13 protein-coding genes are annotated in these 18,863 nt (G+C 45.9%); 3 read left to right on the top strand and 10 right to left on the bottom strand.

Annotated features, from left to right (window positions below):
- Positions 1-47: 47 nt before the first annotated feature.
- Both LDX50_RS13560 and LDX50_RS13565 read left to right on the top strand, forming a co-directional pair.
- A complete protein-coding gene (locus LDX50_RS13560) occupies positions 48-1,955 on the top strand; it encodes a T9SS type A sorting domain-containing protein (protein ID WP_225697839.1) in 1,908 nt (635 codons plus the stop codon).
- 52 nt (positions 1,956-2,007) lie between these two features.
- Positions 2,008-3,654, top strand: a complete 1,647-nt coding sequence (locus LDX50_RS13565; protein WP_225697840.1) for an ABC-F family ATP-binding cassette domain-containing protein — start codon at positions 2,008-2,010, stop codon at positions 3,652-3,654.
- Here LDX50_RS13565 and LDX50_RS13570 read toward each other — a convergent pair.
- Complete coding sequence (locus LDX50_RS13570) at positions 3,618-4,697, bottom strand: glycosyltransferase family 4 protein (RefSeq protein WP_225697841.1); 1,080 nt, start codon at positions 4,695-4,697, stop codon at positions 3,618-3,620. The genes LDX50_RS13565 and LDX50_RS13570 overlap by 37 nt on opposite strands.
- A gap of 69 nt (positions 4,698-4,766) precedes the next feature.
- On the opposite strand from LDX50_RS13570, the gene LDX50_RS13575 reads away from it, so the two are divergent.
- A complete protein-coding gene (locus tag LDX50_RS13575; protein ID WP_225697842.1) occupies positions 4,767-5,243 on the top strand; it encodes a DUF4112 domain-containing protein in 477 nt (158 codons plus the stop codon).
- Positions 5,244-5,249: 6 nt separating this feature from the next.
- On the opposite strand, the gene LDX50_RS13580 is transcribed toward LDX50_RS13575, so the two are convergent.
- The 9 genes from LDX50_RS13580 to LDX50_RS13620 form a co-directional block, all read right to left on the bottom strand.
- Positions 5,250-6,749 (bottom strand): aminotransferase class V-fold PLP-dependent enzyme, encoded by a 1,500-nt coding sequence (locus tag LDX50_RS13580; RefSeq protein ID WP_225697843.1) that lies wholly within the window; start codon positions 6,747-6,749, stop codon positions 5,250-5,252.
- Between the two features lie 147 nt (positions 6,750-6,896).
- Positions 6,897-7,133, bottom strand: a complete 237-nt coding sequence (locus tag LDX50_RS13585) for a hypothetical protein (RefSeq protein WP_225697844.1) — start codon at positions 7,131-7,133, stop codon at positions 6,897-6,899.
- Between the two features lie 63 nt (positions 7,134-7,196).
- Positions 7,197-8,174, bottom strand: coding sequence for an NAD(P)H-quinone oxidoreductase (locus tag LDX50_RS13590; protein WP_225697845.1), 978 nt, complete (start codon positions 8,172-8,174; stop codon positions 7,197-7,199).
- Positions 8,175-11,429, bottom strand: a complete 3,255-nt coding sequence (locus LDX50_RS13595) for a S41 family peptidase (RefSeq protein ID WP_225697846.1) — start codon at positions 11,427-11,429, stop codon at positions 8,175-8,177.
- A gap of 73 nt (positions 11,430-11,502) precedes the next feature.
- The gene (locus LDX50_RS13600) at positions 11,503-13,074 is read right to left on the bottom strand and encodes a glycosyltransferase family 39 protein (protein WP_225697847.1); all 1,572 of its coding nucleotides are present in this window, start codon (positions 13,072-13,074) and stop codon (positions 11,503-11,505) included.
- A 73-nt stretch (positions 13,075-13,147) separates the two neighbouring features.
- Entirely contained in the window at positions 13,148-14,572 is a 1,425-nt protein-coding gene (locus LDX50_RS13605) for a TolC family protein (protein ID WP_225697848.1), read from the bottom strand.
- Complete coding sequence (locus LDX50_RS13610; protein WP_225697849.1) at positions 14,569-15,957, bottom strand: HlyD family secretion protein; 1,389 nt, start codon at positions 15,955-15,957, stop codon at positions 14,569-14,571. The genes LDX50_RS13605 and LDX50_RS13610 overlap by 4 nt, the downstream gene beginning before the upstream one ends.
- A gap of 3 nt (positions 15,958-15,960) precedes the next feature.
- Complete coding sequence (locus LDX50_RS13615; protein WP_225697850.1) at positions 15,961-18,141, bottom strand: peptidase domain-containing ABC transporter; 2,181 nt, start codon at positions 18,139-18,141, stop codon at positions 15,961-15,963.
- A 5-nt stretch (positions 18,142-18,146) separates the two neighbouring features.
- Positions 18,147-18,830 (bottom strand): TetR/AcrR family transcriptional regulator, encoded by a 684-nt coding sequence (locus LDX50_RS13620; RefSeq protein WP_225697851.1) that lies wholly within the window; start codon positions 18,828-18,830, stop codon positions 18,147-18,149.
- Positions 18,831-18,863: the final 33 nt, after the last annotated feature.

Below are 18,863 nucleotides of genomic sequence, written 5' to 3' on the forward strand. Positions count from 1 at the left end.
TCATTTAACGGTAACAGGTTGTCCGCCCCAATCCCCACATTGTTCCTATGTGGAGAATACTAAATTTCCTGTTGCTCGTTAGCCACTCAATTTCAGCTCAAACTGCCTGGATCAATGAATTTCATTATGATAACGCCGGCATTGATGCGCAGGAATTCATAGAAGTCATTGCCGGGGATTCAATAGCCAATCTAACTTTGTACCTGTACAACGGCGTCAACGGCCTGCCCTACGACAGCGCACTCCTGGATACGTTGTCGTGGCACCCGGTATCACCGGGCTTCAAAGCGACAGTCTGGTTTAAGCCGGGCATACAAAACGGACCGGATGGGTTTGCACTCTCAACTCCTTCGGGAGTGCTCGATATTCTCAGCTACGAAGGCGATTTTACTGGTTTAGGGGGGCCGGCAGCCGGACTTATATTTGAAGCTGTTTTGGTGTCGGAAACGGGGACCTCACCCCTGTCCTATTCCATTCAACGAACTGGTCCGGGAAGCCGCGGACCGCATTTTACATGGAAGTTCCAGTCAAATGCCTCGCCCGGAACCTTGAACAAAGATCAATGGTTAACCTTCGCTCCAACGTTGGTTTCATTTGGAAGTGACACGCTTTTCTTTGGAATCGTCCCATTTGGCACGAGTTCGTCTGTTCAGTCGTATGACTTTACCGCAGTGAATATTTCTTCCGATGTGTCGGTTTATCCTCCCCTCGGATATGAGATCTCTTTGTTTCCGGATTTTGCTGAATCGCATACGTTCCTGCTGCCCCTGATTTTATCTGCAACGACCGATTGCCTTCCTTACCAGCGTATTTATGTGCGCTTCAAACCGCCTTCTCCGGACGGCCTTAGCTATGATGATTTTGTGGTTCATGAAACCCCGGGGATTACCTCGCTGCAAATCGCTGTCAGGGGAACCGAAGGAATTCCTGAACTCCCCAACATGTGGATCAATGAATTTCACTACGACAATGTAAGTACAGACACGCTTGAATTTGTCGAAATCGTAATCCAGTATCCTGAAAGATATGATCTTAGTAAAGTACGATTGTCTCTTTACAATGGATCCAGTGGGCTTATGTATCGTTCCCTCGACCTGAATGATGCATGGGCAGGAGAAAAGGATGACCCTGGATTTCAACTTTTTGTGTTTCCCATTTCAGGGATACAGAACGGATCACCTGATGGTATTGCACTTTCCTTTGGTGAGTTCACCAGTGAATTTATTTCCTATGAGGGTGCTTTTACAGCGTCTGAAGGACCGGCAGCGGGCATTAATTCCTCGCCGCTATTGCCAGAAGAAAGCGGCGAAACACCTCCTTTATCATCCATTCAACGTATTGGAAAAGGTGATCATGCCGATAGCTTTGAATGGATACTGGTGCCCGGCAATCATACCATGGGTGAAGTGAACCTGCAACAGATTCTTCCGATACATTTGCTCTCCTATAATTTGCGGCGCATTAATGATTCTTCGGTGGAAATATCCTGGCAAACAACCACTGGTCCTGAAAATTTTGGATTTGTCCTCGAGTCATCGGAATCCGGAATCATCTTTGATTCACTATCTTTTATTCCGGCCACATCGGGAGGTTTTTATTCTCAGACAATCTCTTTGGCTTCCAACCTTCAATATATTCGTATTCGTCAGCTTAGTTTTAAGGGTAACTATGAAATTCTGCTGACCGACCGTGTGCCTGAAATAACCCCTGGGAAAAATGCTTCCCTTCTGATCGGAAAGAACCGTTACATTCTGAATTATCCTGGCACCGAACCCGGAAACGTGGTGATTGCTTTGTTGAACAGCCAGGCGCAACACCTTCGAACCCTGCATGATCGAATTGAAACAAATGAATTGAACCTTACCCATTGGCTTGCCGGATTACCTGCAGGCATGTATCTCATCCGGGTACGAAGCGATCATGCAACACAGACGATCAGGTTTATTATAGACTAGGCAATGCTACTTCCCCAAAAAGAAGTACCTTTGCGCCTTTAATGGAGATTCTATGATTGCAGTAAACAACTTATCGTTACAGTTTGGAAAACGCGTCCTGTTTGATGAAGTAAACATCAAATTCACCCAGGGAAATTGCTATGGCGTTATCGGTGCCAATGGCGCGGGGAAATCAACTTTTTTGAAAATACTCTCCGGCGAACAGGATCCAAATCGTGGTAATGTGAGCCTGGAGCCAGGAAAACGCATGGCAGTGCTGCGACAGAATCACTTTGCATATGATGAATTTTCGGTAATTAATACGGTCATGATGGGTCATGAGCGGCTATGGCAGATCATTCAGGAGAAAGATGCACTTTATAGCAAGCCCGATTTCTCAGAAGCCGACGGTGTAAGGGCCTCCGAACTTGAAGGTGAATTTGCAGAGCTTGACGGTTGGAACGCCGAATCGGACGCAGCGGCATTACTGAGTGGTTTGGGGATCGATGAATCACTTCATTATACCGACATGAAGGAATTAAGCGGACATCAGAAAGTTCGTGTATTGCTGGCCCAGGCGTTGTTCGGAAATCCGGATGTGCTCATATTGGATGAACCTACCAACGACCTTGATATCCACACCGTAACCTGGCTGGAAAATTTCCTGCTGGATTTTAAAAATACTGTGATCGTAGTATCTCACGACCGTCACTTCCTGGACACCGTTTGTACCCATATTGTAGATATCGACTTCAAAGAAGTTCGTTTATTCACGGGTAACTATAGCTTCTGGTACGAATCAAGTCAGCTGGCCCTGCAGCAACGGTCATCTGCCAATAAGAAAGCTGAGGAAAAGAAAAAAGAACTACAGGAATTTATCGCTCGTTTCTCAGCCAATGCGTCAAAGTCGAAACAGGCAACCAGCAGAAAGAAATTGCTTGATAAGCTCAATGTGGAAGAAATTAAACCCTCTTCAAGAAAATATCCGGCCATCATCTTCACTCAGAACCGTACTGCAGGTGACCAAATTCTGCAGGTGGAAGGCCTTACGAAATTTGGGGAAGAAAAGCCCTATTTCAAAAACCTGGATATTATGGTTAACAAGGGTGATAAGATCGCCATTATTTCAAAAGACAGTCAGGCAACTTCGGCCTTTTACAAAATTCTTGCTGAAGAAATCAAGCCGGATGCGGGCTCATTCCGTTTCGGTCAAACCATTACAACAGCGTATCTGCCAAATGACAATGAAAAATACTTCCAGTCAAATCATAACCTGATGGACTGGTTGCGCCAATATGCGGATGGCGAAGAAGCCGATGATGTATATATCCGCGGTTTCCTCGGTAAAATGTTGTTTTCCGGGGAAGAGGTTTTCAAGAAATCCACTGTACTCAGCGGAGGTGAGAAAGTACGTTGCATGATCTCACGAATGATGCTGAAAGGAGCAAACTTCCTGATGCTTGATGAGCCTACAAACCACCTGGACCTGGAATCCATTCAGGCATTTAATAACGCGCTGGCCGATTTCCCGGGTACGGTCATATTCACATCACATGATCATACCTTTACCCAGTCGGTTGCCAACAGGATCATTGAGATCGGCCCGAACGGATACCTTGATAAACTGATGTCATTTGATGACTATATCAATGATGAAGCAATCGAGGAACAGCGAAAGACACTTTATTCATCAAGTAAACTGGAGAAGAGCCTTTCATAACCATCCAGGGTGTTTTCTATGGAAAAATCAAGACGGGCAGTTTTATAACCGCCTTCTGCGAGTTTTTCCTGTAATTCCGGGTTTTCGCGTAGCAGCACAATCTTTTCAACAAGCGCATCAATATCTCGGTCGTTGAAGAGCAGACCGTTGCGACCATCTTTTACCAGGTCAAGATTACCTGCCGCTGCAGTTGCTATCACAGGAACTTTCATGAACATACTTTCCAAAAGGGATTGCGAGAGACCCTCCATCGTTGATGCCAATATCATGATGTCAAAAATGAGATAATAAGGCAATATGTCTTTGGCAGGAAGCCTGCCCTCGAAAAATATACGGTGGCCTTTCTCTTTTAATTTTTGAATATCAAAACCCGGAATTTCCTCAACGCCTACAAAGATCATGGTTACAGGATCATCAATTTGTGCGAGGGCCTGCAGGATTTGCAACTGGTTCTTAAGTCGGGAAACACAACCGATCACAAAATCGTCCGGATTGATATTCAGCCTCCTGCGTATATTTTCGGCTGCGTTTGTATCCACAGTATCGTATTTGGAGGCAGGGGTTCCGTTATAAACCACCGAAATATTTTTCGCTTTGATACCATCAGAAATCAGTGAATCACGTATGCCGTCGCTTACGGCCACAAACCGGTCGGCACCCCATTGGTACAGCCAGCTTTGTGGCCCCCCGATACTTTTGGAAACCTGTCTCCGCGTGAAGACAAGTTTTGATTTCATGCCAAAAATTTTTTTGGCTATCAGGCTGGTGTATCTGTCGAGCGAAGACTGGGCATTGACAATATCAATATCATAGGTATCCGTGATACTCTTCAGGTTGCGGGCATTCCTGAAGTCCAGCTTACCCCTAAAGACCATCGGAATCACTGTTACAGGCGAGTCTTCAAAGTAACCGGCCAGCAGGGCATCTGCCGGGCATCCAACATAGACTGCATGTCCCCTTTCCGCCAATCCCCGGGCAAGGTACGTTATAGACAGGGTTGATCCGGCAATACCACCCTGGTAGGTCAGCAGCAGAATATTCATAGTGCGAAGATACAATATCCTGAAGATTCATTGATTGATCTGACACATTCAGGTATTTTTAACATGACCATGACAGAAAAAAGAGAAACCGCACTTAAGCGTATCGAAGCAGTTTCCAAATTAATGGATTCGCAATTTGAAATCCCGGGAACAGGTATACGGTTCGGACTGGATCCAATCCTCGGGCTAATACCCTTCGCCGGAAGTTTGATTGGTTATTTGGTGGGCGCATACCTGGTGATTGAAATGTACAAGAACGGTGCGAGCGGAAAACTGGCAATTAAAATGATCGGTAACGTAATACTTGATGCAATATTTGGATCCATTCCATATGTGGGAATCATACCAGATGTCTGGTACAAGGCGAATATTCGAAATTTAAAACTGCTTAAAGAACACTACCAGGAAGGTAAACATACCGGCAGCGGATTCGGAATTATCATAACAATACTTGCAATCACACTCCTTTTGATCGGTTTACTGGTGTACGGAGTTGTCGCACTCATCAGCCTCCTTTTCAGTTCGCTGGACTCACTAAATATGTAATGTTAATTAGTTACCGGTATGGATAGTTGTCGCCTGTTTCAACAGATTGTCGAAATCAAAACTTTCTGACCGAACGGGATAATCCTTGTGGAAGAATTCACCGCGATGTGCATCAAACTTATAGTCCAGTGACCATTCAGGTGCATTTGATGCAACCTGCTCGATGGCATCCAGAACAAAATTGAGTTCCTCATCGGTCATTGTAGGATGAAGTGATAGTCTCACCCATCCCGGCTTTTCGCTCAGATCACCCTGGTCAATTTTACAGGTAATCGCATCCGACACGTCTTTGGAGACATTCAGCAGTAAATGGCCATACGTACCCGCACAGGAACAGCCTCCCCTTACCTGAATACCGAAATGATCATTGAGCAACGCCACAACAAGATTATAATGAACTCCTTCAAGATAAAAGCTCACAACACCAAGCCGGTCTTCAGGGGCAACGGGCTGATCAGCCAAAATATGAAGTCCTTTAATTTTTCTGAGTCGCTGAAAAGTAGATTTCAGTAATTGCTCCTCCCTTTGGTGAATCGCTTCAATGGTCAATTCTTCTTTCAGCTTAATACAAAGCGCCGTCCGGATTGCCTGAAGAAAACCCGGAGTTCCACCGTCTTCACGAATCTCAATTTCATCAAAATAACTTCTCCCACCCCATGGGTTGGTCCATTTCACGGTACCCCCACCCGGCTGATCCGGAATAGTGTTATGATATAGTTCTTTATTGAAGATCAGAATTCCGGCACTTCCCGGTCCGCCCAGAAATTTATGTGGCGAAAAGAATATGGCATCAAGTCGCTCGTCAGGATTCTCGGGGTGCATATTTATCTCGTCATATGGCGCCGATGCTGCAAAATCAACAAAGCACCAGCCTCCATGGGCGTGCATCAGCCCTGCAAGTTGATGATAGGGTGTACGAATACCCGTAACATTGGAGCATGCCGTGAAGCATCCGATCTTTACAGGCCGGTCCTGATATTCATTCAACGCATCTTCCAGTTTCGCGGGATCAACCAGTAAGTTTTCATCCGGAGGAATCACCACCACATCAGCCATACATTCAATCCATGAAGTCTGGTTGGAGTGGTGCTCCATGTGAGTAATAAAGATTACCGGGCGTAATGAATCGGGAATATCACAATATTGAATTACCTGTTCAGGAAGACGAAGGCCCAGTATACGCTGTAATTTGGAAATGGCACCTGTCATACCTGTGCCGGTCGCAAGAATAACATCGTCTTGCGATGCATTCACATGACGCTTGATCTGATTTAACGCCTCATGGTAGGCCTGGGTCATGGTAGCGCCTGTGAAACTGGATTCGGAGTGGGTATTAGCCACATACGGACCGAAATGATGGGTCATCAGATCTTCGATGGGCTTGTACAATCTGCCGCCCGCGATCCAGTCGGCATAGATGATCTTCTTTTCACCGAAGGGGGTTTGAAATTTATGATCAATACCTACTATCTCCTGGCGTATGTTCTCAAGGTTGCCCATCTCCATTCATTCAATGTAACTGTTGCAAAGATATTAAATTTTGAACCTGTATGTCCTTAAATAAGCAATAAATGCACTTCTCGTCTGAACGATTCATACAGAAATACACCGATAAAACCGGTGTATTCCATGATTTTCAACTATGACTAATTGTTATCTGCTGCCCGTAAATAAGGCAAGACCCAGAAATACAAAAATGATCAAGTAGAGCACAAATATGATGGCTAACCAGATCAGGGTCGCTTTTGCCCAGTTCTTTTTGTTTTCGTTCGTATCACTGCCAAAGGCCCACACAAAGAGCATAATAATATTTACAACCGGGATTGAAGTGATCAGGATGGTGATGATCCAGTCCTGAATGGACATTACAGAGGTATTACGATTTTCCATTTTAGGTTGGTTTTTGGTTTAACTCAAATTCGGGAAAGAACAATTCAAATCAAAATCTTAGAATTAATTCATTTCTAAAACGATCTTACCCATATGTTCCGATGTCTCCATGAGTTTATGTGCAGACAGAGCATTACCGAACGAAAATGTGCGAAAAACCACCGGTTTAATGGATCCGTCGGCCATCAGCGGCCAGATATTCGATTCCAGCTCTTCAGCAATCCGTTGCTTGAACTCCGGCGAACGAACCCTCAGCGTCGAACCCGTTATCGTAAGCCGTTTTACCATCACCCGCATCAGATCCACCTCTGCCTGACGACCGTTCATCGCATTGATAATGATAAGCCGTCCCTCTTCACGCAAACAGTTCAGGTTTTTCGGTGTATAATCCCCTCCGATCATATCAAGAATTATATCAACGCCTCCGAATTCCTCACGAATGACCGATTCAAAATCCTCGGTCCTGTAGTTAATTGATCTGTCTGCTCCAAGCCGCTTGCAAAAAGCACATTTTTCATCCGTACCTGCGGTAATGATTATTTTCCCTCCCATAGTGCTGATCATCTGAATGGCTGCCACACCAATGCCTGATGAACCTCCATGGACGAGCACAGTTTCGCCTTTTTGAAAATGGCCTCGCTGAAATATATTGGCCCACACCGTGAAAAACGTTTCAGGAACCGATGCCGCCTGTATGAAATCCCAGTTGGCTGGAACGGGCAAGCACTGACCCGATGGAACTGTGACATATTCTGCATAACCCCCTCCTGCCAGCAATGCGCAGACACGGTCACCCACTTTCCAGCGAGGGGCATCCTTACCCACCATATCAACCACTCCAGCCACTTCAAGGCCGGGAATGTCTGCCGGAACACCTGGGGGAGCCGGATAACGCCCTTGCCGCTGAATAACATCCGGTCGGTTTACTCCGGCCGCGTATACCCTGATCCTAACCTCCCCCGGGCCGGGATCTGGCAGAGGTGCATCCCGAAGTTCGAGAACATCCGGGCCTCCCGGCTCAGAAATTACAACCGCTTTCATTTATTCCTTCATACCTTCGGGACGGCGCCATTTTACCGGAGCCGGAGGTTCCGGCTTCAGCTGGAATTCATTATTTTCCAATAGACGAAGAGCCTCTTCAACCGCTTTTTCCAACTGGGGATCGTGGCCTTCCAGAATGCGCTTCGGATCCTGAATAACTTCAATATCCGGACTTACCCCAACACCTTCCACAGCCCATTTTCCATCTGCGTCGTAGAAACCGCCGCGGGGTGCAACCATGCGGCCGCCATCTATGAAGAGTGGAGTATCCCATGTGCCTACAAGTCCGCCCCAGGTGCGTGTACCCACCAAAGGGCCGATTTCAGCCTCTTTAAACATGTAGGGCAAAAGGTCCCCCCCGGAACCGGCGCGCTCATTGATGATCATTACCTTTGGTCCCCAAATACCCGCCATTGGGGTGGTCCATGGCCGGTTATCATTTGCCTTGCTGTTGAAGAAGCCAAAAAGCTTACGGTTCATCACATCGATCATATAGTCTGCCGCGGATCCCCCTCCATTGTTGCGCTCATCAATCACAGCACCTTTTTTATCCTGCTGCGCAAAATAATACCGGTTGAAATAGGTGAATCCGGGACCACTGGTGTTTGGCACATACACATATGCAAGCTTTCCACCGGAAAGCTCATCAACCTTGCGACGGTTACCTTCCACCCAATCCATACCACGAAGCATTGATTCATTGGCAACAGGAACCACCAGTGATTCCCTGGCTCCGTTCATAGCGGGGTTGGAATTTGTCGTTATGGTCACCGCCCGACCTGCGGTTTGCTCAAACAGACTGTACGGGTTCATCGGGGCCCGCAGTTCAATTCCATTTACTGCCAGCAGATAATCACCCTCTTTCACCCCAATGCCCGGAACACCCAAAGGCGCAGTTAAATTAGGGTTCCATGTCTCTCCATCATAAATCTTTGCAATCCGGTAATATCCGTCCACCACTGCAAAGTCACACCCCAGTAAACCCACAGGAACGAACTCTGTATCAGGCATATCCCCACCGCGTACATAGGAATGCCCGATGGACACCTCACCGCTCATGATATCCACAACATAATTCAGGTCACTGCGATGACGAACGTGATCGATCCATGGTGAATACCACGCGTAAATCTTATCCCAGGGTGCCCCATGAACGTTATTCACATACAGGAAATCACGCATATACCGCCAGCCTTCACGAAATATCTGATGATATTCCTGCTGCGGATCAACCCTGATGCGCGCATCCATTTTTAAGGTTCCGTTATCTGCCTTTCCTGTTGTCGGGATAATACTCCATGCGTTGCCCTTTCGGATCAGCATTTGTTTCCGATCGGCAGACACGACGCCGCTCTGTACGCCCGACTGGTAGTCTTCGGCTTTTTGTTTTTTCACATCATACCGATGAATGGTCAACCCGGGAGTATTGGGAACACTTTCTGCTACAAATACAACATGCTCCGGGCCTGCAACAAGTCCGGCATAGTTTCGGTCGGGAAGCTCCAGCGGGACTATACGTTGCTGAATACCGTCAACATCGATCACTACATTTACGCCCTTCTCTTCCGGAGCAGGTTCATCTGTCTTTTTCTTTGACTTTTCTTCCGGTTTCTTTTGGGGTTCTTCTGAAACCGTTTCCTCGTCACTTCTCGGAAGTGCCGGAGCTTTGCCATCCTTTGCTAAAACGATGCAGTATAAACTGCGTGTTACGGACGGGTCATAGCTGCTCATATCCAGCCAGCCCGACTGAAGACCATAGTTCGTACTGGCCAGTGTATACAGATAGGCCCCGCTCTCATCCCAAACAGGCGTAATTGCATCAGCCATTCCATCGGTGAGCTGATGGCGGGCACCCGTTGAGACATTGTAAACAAAAATAGCCTTGAAATGACTTTCCAGCTGTCGGGAATAGGCGATCCATTTGCTGTCGGGTGACCACACCGGATTCATGGCCCTGTTTGGATGGGCATAGCGATCTGTATCAGCGATTTTCATTGTCCCGCTTTGCAGGTCAACAATCCAAATATTATAGTCTGTATCCGTAAAGGCAATATATTTTCCGTCCGGTGACCAGTCGGGCTGGAAATAAAAAGTTGGATCAGGCATTTTAATTTCCCTCACATTGCCTCCATCCTGATCTGCCACCATGAGTGCATACTCTCCAGACTTATCCGAGAACCATGCTACTTTATCTCCTTTCGGTGACCATACTGGCGCACGATCCGCCACGCCCGGTGAATTGGTGAGGTTTCGCCAGGTCCCTTCCTCCTTAGGAAAAGTGAATATTTCTCCGCGTACCTCAAAGATTGCGCGCTTTCCGGTTGGAGATATTGCCGGATTGTTTAAATCGCCCGCTGAAACGGATTCCCATCGGGGGCGGGAAAAATTCATGTCCCCCCGAACATTAATCACCAGCTGCTGGGTATTTCCATTTGCCGGATCCAAAAGATGAAGGTATCCTCCTTGTTCATAGACAATTCCGTTCGGACCGGCATCAAGACTCTTAACATCAAATTGTTTATGAAAAGTGATTTGGGCTTCAGCTTTGGTAGCCGGATTGAATGACCAGATATTACTGGCATAGTCCCTTTCGGAAAGATAATATACTGAGCCATTATACCAGACAGGGTCAAGATGACGCTCTTGCGTTGGCTGAGGCGTTCGGATAAGGTCCATTGTTTCCATATCGACGATCCAGATCGGCATGGCCTGTCCGCCCCGGTAATTACGCCATTCAGGATCCCAGAAGGTAATGGGTACATAGGCAATATGTTTACCATCCGGCGACATTTCACCAAAGGCTGCCCTTGGAAGCCCCACGGGTTCCGGCATTCCACCCTTCCGGTTAACCTTAAAAAAAGTACTGGTCTGTGTAGGGTGCCCTACTCTGCCGGAACGGAACATTACCTCGCCATCCGGAGTCCATCCCTGCACAAAATCACCGCCCGGGTGCCAGGTAAGGCGCAGCGGGGTTCCTCCCTCCGATGGAATCACATAGACATCTGTGTTGCCATCATACTCTGCACTGAAAGCAATCCACTTTTCATCGGGAGAAAAGTGCGGCAACGATTCTGATCCTTCGTGACTCGTTAAACGAACGGCGTCTCCACCTGCTCGGGAAACTTTCCAAAGATCATCGGCATAAACAAATACAATGCTGTTGGCAGAAAGGGTTGGCTCCCGAAGAAGCTGGGTACCCTGCCCGTTAACAGGTAAAATCGAAATAAGAAATAGTAGAGTAAATAGGGTTCGCATAGGGTTCTGATTAGTGACAAATGAAAATAGTCATTAATTGGAAATAATCCCTTACCGATTATAACAATGTAGCTTATTTATAAATATTTGGTAGCGGCTCCGAATCAGGGTCATAGGGTGCTATGCGCTCACCTTTAATTTTATAAATAGCCCAGTCATCCAGTGCGATACCCTTGTTTATCCGATTTCGAAGCGCATCGATCCAACCCATCTCCCTGGTAGTGACATACTCAATATCCGGGAAAAAACTTCGCGCAAACGTCTCATTGTCCGACAGGTCTTCGTCGCGCCCCACACAGAGAACCAGGTAATTTGGATATTGGCTGTCTGGCATTCTTTCCATGATTTGCATCACGCTGTCGGGTGTAACAGTCGACCCTATGTGCGGATAGGCCTCATAAAATCCTCCATAGTACAACGGCGCATCCTTAATTCTTTTATGGGTAGGATCCATTAAAACAAAACCTTTCAGATCCTCCTGCTCACCAAGGAACCGCATGCCTTCCACACGGGCTCTTTTGTTATCATAGGCGGAATAAAGAATAACCAGCGGGATATTTAAAATCCAAAAAAAGACCCAGCTGAATCTGACAAAAGAAGATAAGACTTTGCCCATGTTCCTTCGCTCAACAAAATTTGACCACCCGAGATACCCAAGGATAATAATATGGGGCATGATCGTAAAAATGAATCGCTCCTGCTTATTTGGAAAAACGGAATGGAAAACAAAGAATAAAAGTGCTGCCAGCCATACTGTTGTGCTTACTTTATAGGATCGGGCAAATCCAAACATCAGCAAAATACTTAGTGGCGGAATGAATACTCCCAATAATATTCCAAGATAAAAATGCCATGGTTCCGTAGTATAATCATTTGCATGTTCTACATTGAAAAGGAAGTAATACTGCAGCTTGCAGAACGGCGATCCGCATAAATAGTAGTCCCCCACACCATGAATGAGCACTATTGCTCCAACAAATACAGCTCCCAGATAGATCGATTCCTTCCATTTTCGACTCCACATTAAGCCCAGACCAATCCCCCCGGCAAAAAGAATTGTTTGATAACGCAGCGAAAAGCAAATACCCAGCAACAGTCCTGATAATAATATATATCGCAGCGGGAGATCACCTTTCAAAAAGCGAACCACCCAATAGGAAACCAGCAGAAGAAGAGGAATTGGAATGACTTCAACCAGATTGCGCACCGACATCTGGGGAAACATCCAAAAAAGTGCAAGCAAAAGACCCACAACGCGTGCTTTATTCCGATCGCCCAACTCCCATGTCAGCTTGTATCCAAAGTAAATGATCAATAAGGAATACAAGGCATGAATCAGGCGGTTAAAAACCATTTTGAGCGAAGGGTCAGACATCCCCAGAAATTCGGCAGTTCCGAGAATCACATAATTTGCGGCAGGATACAAAAGACTTCGTCCACTGGTATTTTCTTCCGGAGAATCCGTAATCATATTGCCTTTATCACGTCCTTCCAGCCAGCTTTGAGCAGGTTCAATTACTAAAAAATGATCATCGTGATATCCATAACCTCCGGAAAAAAATACACCAATCAATCGTACGGTAAGGGCAAGCAGAATGATCAGCAGCAGCGGACGTTCATTCCAAAGACGTTGAATCAGAGCCATAGTCAAATTTTGTGCAATATTAGAAATCCTGAATCGGATTCAAAAAATTAAACGAACGCCGGCTCTTCTTAAATTAGTATCCCAGGTTTTGTATACCGGCCGACCAGTAGAGAGTCGCCACAGATTTCTGATAATCTGCGCGCAACTTCAGGAGTTTCGTCTGTGCTTCGATAAGCTTTTCGAGCTGAATATTGATCTTGAATAGATCACTTTCACCATTTTCCAGGTTTATCCGTTCCGCTGCCAGGATTTGCTGATAACTAGTCACCATTTGATCAAGCTGCGTCAGGATCGCCCCGGTATTTACTACTGCTGTATACTGCGCATTAATTTCGTTAACGATCTCACGTTCCACGAAATCCTGTTCAAGATTGTTATCCCTGATCTTCAGATTGGTCTGCCCGATTTTTGCGCGCTCTTTTCGAAGGAAAATAGGAAAAGCAAAATCAATTCCTACCCTGTAATTATTATCGAAAGTCCAGCCATTATTTTCACCCTCCGGGGTAAAGGGCTGATCCAGGAACTGATATTTAAGATCAATTCTGGGCTTCAGATTTTCGCGGGCCAAACTTCTTTCAACGATCAACGCTTCATTCTTCAACCGCAACTTTTGTAATTCCGGGTGGTTTGCACGGGCCAGAGTCACAAGATCCAGGAGTACCGAGTCGCCTAATTCTGTTACGGGCAACGCCTCCGGACGGATGTAATCCTTAAGCTCCAAAGGAAGGCCTTCCGGGCTCCACAGGTGATTCGACAAGGATAAGGCAGCTTTGATCCGGTCGATATTAGCCTGCTGAAAATCTGTAATACGGTTCAGCAGGGTGATTTTTGCTTGTATCGTATCTATTGCCGCAACCTCCCCATATTCAAATCCCATTTTGGTTCGATTAAAGATATCCTGAGTGATGGCAATATTCTGCTGCATCAGTATATAATTGTTATAGGCATAATACCATTCCCAGTAATCCTTGGCAGCCGTTAAAAGCACCTTGTTGATCTCCTTGATTTGCTCTGCCTCAGCCATATCCTGAAAAATCAACGCTTGCCTGACCGTAGCTCTGCGCTGATCGATGAAAAGGCCCTGACCAATGGGCACCGATACACCCGCATACAACTGCTGATTATTGGTGGCATCAGAAATGAAATTCTCAGGATTCAGATATGCCCCGCGATTTTGCATGAATCCCACCTCGGGATTCACCGGGAACCAGACTGGAATTTTCAGAGAGACATCCAGCAAATTATAATATTCCGTGTCGCTGAATCTTTTTTGATTCCAGCTACCCTGCAATTTCGGATCAAATGCTCCCCGCGCAAGCCTGACTTCCTGAATCGCCTGGTCGGTAAGCAGGTTTGCCTGCTGGACTATGGGATGGTATGCGAGTACGACGGCATAAAAATCATCGAATTTAAGGATCGACGAACTGTCCATCGAAACAGACTGAGCCTTAACCCCATAAAAGAAGCAAGCAAATATTATGATCCAGATTGCTCTCATTTCTTCTTCTCTTCAGAAGTTTCTTCATTCTTATCAGATGTTTTCTCATCCTCTTTTCCCAGCAAACCCTGGTTATTCGGATCCTCGTATAGACTTGGCGGGAAACCGTTAAGCTGTCGCCATATTTCATACCACACCGGAACATCGTCGAGCATTACCCATCCCTTCGTTCCTGATCCGATTCGGAGCAGCTCAGGCCACGGTTCATCTTCCGGATCCGGGGTTACCAAAATACGGAACATTCCACCGCTTGAATTAACGTAATCGATCACCTGAACGACTCCGCCAAAAGTTCCCACAGAGACGCTTGGCCATCCCGAAAACTGCAGCGCAGGCCAGCCGTCAAATTCAATCCGTACTTTCCTGCCCTTGGAGATCAAGGGAACATCCATGGCGCGGACATACATTTCCACTGCCATATCCGGATTGGTTGGTGCGATAGTAACAACCGCTTCCCCTTCCTTGATGGTTTCACCGATTCCGGCACGCATCGCCTTTACGATATAACCATTCTGGGGTGAAATAATCTGGTACTGCTCATTACGAATCTCCATGTTGGCATACTCATTCCTCAGCTTGGCCCGGGATACCTCCGCATCATAAAGTTCAGACAACGTTGCATTCAGATCAGATTCTGCCTTTGAGATCTTGTCCTGGTACTCAGCTCGAACACCTGAAAGATTTACACGGGCATTGATCAATTCAGCCTTTGTCTGAAGAAATTTGTTCTCCGAGGAAACTACCTTCATACGGGACTCCTGATATTTCGATTCAATGTCCTGGAATTTAGTCAGCGCAATGTTTCCAGCCTCGTATAACGTTTTATTCCGTTCATACTGATTCCGGAAGTTGTTGAATCTGATTTTTTCCGCCTCATAATCCACGCTGTCACTAACAAGTTTCAATTCGGTCTGGCGAAGTTTGTTCACAGCCTGTTCATACTTCACATCGAGTGACTGTCGCAGGGCTGTGATCTGAACGCGAAGTGCATCAGCCTTGCTTTGTTTAGAGTCGATGCTGCTTTCCTTCGCCTCCACCTGTTCAGAAAGTCGTGTAAGCAATTGTGGATCAAAGTAGTCGGATTTAATTTCCGAAAGTGTAAGAATGGTATCTCCTTTATTCACGAACTGTCCTTCCCGAACCCGCCAGCTGGAAATTCTGCCCGCAATGGCAGACTCGACCGACTGCGGTCGGTTGCCGGGCGTGAAGGCAGTCATCTTGCCAGTACCGCGTATGTTCTGCTGCCAGGGAACAAACAGCATGACGAAAAACACCGCTCCCAGTCCCATAAGGATTTTTGCCAGCCTGCGGCCAGCACTGGGTGTTTTCAGCGTCTTTAGTGTGTAGAGCTGATGGTCGCTAATTACTTTCTTTAACTCCTTCATAACCTACCTCACTATTTTATTGAGTGCACCTGATTTAACCAATTCGTCGAACTTTCCGTTACCTGTGATCCTTCCTTCTTCAAAAAGAAGTACCCGGTCACAAGCCGCCATAATAAACGGATCATTTGATACCACAATAAGTGTCCAGTTATGTTCCTTTGCTGTTAGCATCTGAATAAGTGAGAGCCGTTCCGACTGGATGAAATCCTTAAAGAAGTCATTCAGGACCAGTAGACTTGGCCTTTTAGCCAGGCATCGGGCCAGAATAATTTTGTTTACAACACCGCGTGACAACCCCTTGCCACCGCTAAGCATAGGCGTATCCAACCCTTCCGGCATCGCATTGATGGTGTCTCCAACATTCACCTTGTCCAGTGCCCAGAGCGCATCTTCAGCCTTGGAATTCGGCTTGGAAAGCAAAACGTTCTCAAAGATAGTCCCTTCGAAGATATCCTCCTGGGAAACATTCTTGCCTATTTTATCCCGTAAATTCGTAAGATCCAGGTCGCGCAGAGAATAACCATCCATGGTGATGATTCCTTCATAACCCTGGTGAAGGCCGGTAAGCACTTTTGTAAATACCGTTCTTCCAGATCCCGCACCACCCGATATACAAATGCGTTCACCACTCCGGATATGCGTTTCCACATCCTTGAGTACATAATCCGTACTACCAGGAAATTTATATGATAGCTTTTTAACCCTAACTTCCATACCCCGCTCCAGCAGGTGCTTGGGAATATCAATACCTCCGCTTTTTTCCAGCGGCAAGTCTGTTACCTGCGAAATTTTGTCCACTGCCGTAAGCATATCATAAACCACATCCATGTACATGATGATCTTCTCAACAGAATTCAGTGTTAGAATGATGATCACTTCTGATGCTACAAACTGGCCCAATGTAATTTCACGCTGTACAACCAGGATAGTACCGATAATCAACAGGCCACCCGTTACAAGTCCCTTAAAAAGGAGAATAAAAATATATTGATTAACCAGCACACCGAAATGCACCTTCCTGTTCTTCAAATAATTGTTTACGTTATAATCAGTCTTCCGGATTGGCAGCGGTGTATTTCCAGATATTTTGAAGGAATTGATTGTTCTCGCCAATTCTTCCAGCCAATACACAACTTTATATTTATACTTCGATTCCTTGATGGAAGAGCTCAAACCCTTCGGGCCCGTAAAGTAGAAAATAAGCACGAGCATACCCACCAGCAGCAGACTGAAAAATACAAAGAACGGATGATAGAGCGACAGGAGGATCAAACCGAATAAAATTTGTATCACACCTGCCGACAGGTCGATCAACAGCTTAGGAAGTCCCTTTTGTAAGGTAAGAACATCGAAAAACCGGTTCATTAACTCCGGTGCATAATAATTTAAGAGCGCTTCGTTCTTAATTCTGGGTATCCTGAAGGCAAATTCAAAGGCCGCTTTTGTGAATACCCTGCGCTGTAAAAATTCCACCAGGGTGATCTGCATCACCTGCAGACCCCCTGCAGCAAATACCCCGATGATCACTAATGCGATTAAAACATAGACAGAGCTGAAAACAACCCCGCCCGAAATCAGTGATACTGTTGCCTGAATACCCAGGGGTAAGGTTAAGCTGATCAGACCGATCAGTACTGCGTAGATGTATATGTAAAATATATCTTTCTTTTCCTCCGAAAGCAGACGCATTAACCGCTGAAGAGGATTCAGTTTTTTAAGGTTCTCCCCATTTTCAGGATCATCACTTACCAAACTTTTATAACCAAAAATACCCATGAAGCTTACCTTGCCGTCTTCCAGCATCAGGTTGGGAAAGTAATCAGCATCACAGCTCAGTGTTTCCGAATCACTGATGCGAATTCTTGACACTTTGAGCTTACGCTTTTCCTTAAAAATAATAATAGGAATAAGATCATCCTCTGTTTCCTCAAAGGCAAATATCGGAATCTCCACGTCATCCAGAAACGACCTGATCTCTTCAGGGGCTAATTGATTTTCAAGAAAAATGATCCGCTGTTTGGTAGCGGCCTCAATCAGATCTCTCCGGAACTCAGGAGCGTCTTCCCGGTCGTAGTAACGGGGTGAGGCTTCCATTTCCCTTAAGGTAAAACCATCGAAGTCCTGCCCCAAATATGTTGAAGCCTCCCTGATTACCTGAATAATCTGGCTGCTGTTCATCCGCATGGTCTTTATTTTTTAGGTGTTATGGTATTGAAAATCATTTCCCCAAGAAATGCTTCATTCTGAGCCTGTAAGTTACCCTTCTTCTTTTTAATATCCGTTAATGATGGCAAATGCTCAGCATAGAAAAGTTGCTGATGCGCCATTTGAAGCACGGTGCTGATCAGCGAATGTGGGTATTTATACGCTGGATTGATTTCTGTGATATAGGAAGCAATTTTCGCGCATAATGACTTGAAGCCCCTGAATAATCCTTCCCGGTTGTCGTCATCCACCTGTTTGGTCAGATAGGTCTTATCAGATTCCCAAATGACAATCCGATACAGCGCCTCCTCGTCGACCTCCGGAAAAAGGGGATCCCTGTCTTTTTTCTCTGTTACGAGCGCCAGTGCTATCTGCAGTTTCTTGCGTGGATCAGAAATATTCTGCGTACCGAAATCAATGCGGTATTCAAGCCAATTCCAGTACCAGGCGATCAGATAAACAAGTAAACGATGCTTATTTTCAAAATACCTGTATACCGATGCTTCGGTAGAATCGATCTTTAAAGCCAGTTTTTTGAATGTAAACTTTTCGAAACCCAATTCATCGATCATTCGGATACTCTCCTCAATGATCTTCCTTCCGAGTTCTGTTTCCTGCGGGTCCCGCACGAATAAGTTCTCATTCATTAATAATTGCAGCGTAGCCATCTTCCAAAAATAATATAATTACTCAATTATAAA

The sequence above is a fragment of the Fulvivirga sedimenti genome, from assembly GCF_020328055.1.

Excerpts from the sequence above, each read along its gene's own strand:
- LDX50_RS13560 (WP_225697839.1), top strand. The coding sequence starts at position 48 with ATGTGGAGAATACTAAATTTCCTGTTGCTCGTTAGCCACTCAATTTCA.
- LDX50_RS13565 (WP_225697840.1), top strand. The coding sequence starts at position 2,008 with ATGATTGCAGTAAACAACTTATCGTTACAGTTTGGAAAACGCGTCCTG.
- LDX50_RS13570 (WP_225697841.1), bottom strand. The coding sequence starts at position 4,697 with ATGAATATTCTGCTGCTGACCTACCAGGGTGGTATTGCCGGATCAACC.
- LDX50_RS13575 (WP_225697842.1), top strand. The coding sequence starts at position 4,767 with ATGACAGAAAAAAGAGAAACCGCACTTAAGCGTATCGAAGCAGTTTCC.
- LDX50_RS13580 (WP_225697843.1), bottom strand. The coding sequence starts at position 6,749 with ATGGAGATGGGCAACCTTGAGAACATACGCCAGGAGATAGTAGGTATT.
- LDX50_RS13585 (WP_225697844.1), bottom strand. The coding sequence starts at position 7,133 with ATGGAAAATCGTAATACCTCTGTAATGTCCATTCAGGACTGGATCATC.
- LDX50_RS13590 (WP_225697845.1), bottom strand. The coding sequence starts at position 8,174 with ATGAAAGCGGTTGTAATTTCTGAGCCGGGAGGCCCGGATGTTCTCGAA.
- LDX50_RS13595 (WP_225697846.1), bottom strand. The coding sequence starts at position 11,429 with ATGCGAACCCTATTTACTCTACTATTTCTTATTTCGATTTTACCTGTT.
- LDX50_RS13600 (WP_225697847.1), bottom strand. The coding sequence starts at position 13,074 with ATGGCTCTGATTCAACGTCTTTGGAATGAACGTCCGCTGCTGCTGATC.
- LDX50_RS13605 (WP_225697848.1), bottom strand. The coding sequence starts at position 14,572 with ATGAGAGCAATCTGGATCATAATATTTGCTTGCTTCTTTTATGGGGTT.
- LDX50_RS13610 (WP_225697849.1), bottom strand. The coding sequence starts at position 15,957 with ATGAAGGAGTTAAAGAAAGTAATTAGCGACCATCAGCTCTACACACTA.
- LDX50_RS13615 (WP_225697850.1), bottom strand. The coding sequence starts at position 18,141 with ATGCGGATGAACAGCAGCCAGATTATTCAGGTAATCAGGGAGGCTTCA.
- LDX50_RS13620 (WP_225697851.1), bottom strand. The coding sequence starts at position 18,830 with ATGGCTACGCTGCAATTATTAATGAATGAGAACTTATTCGTGCGGGAC.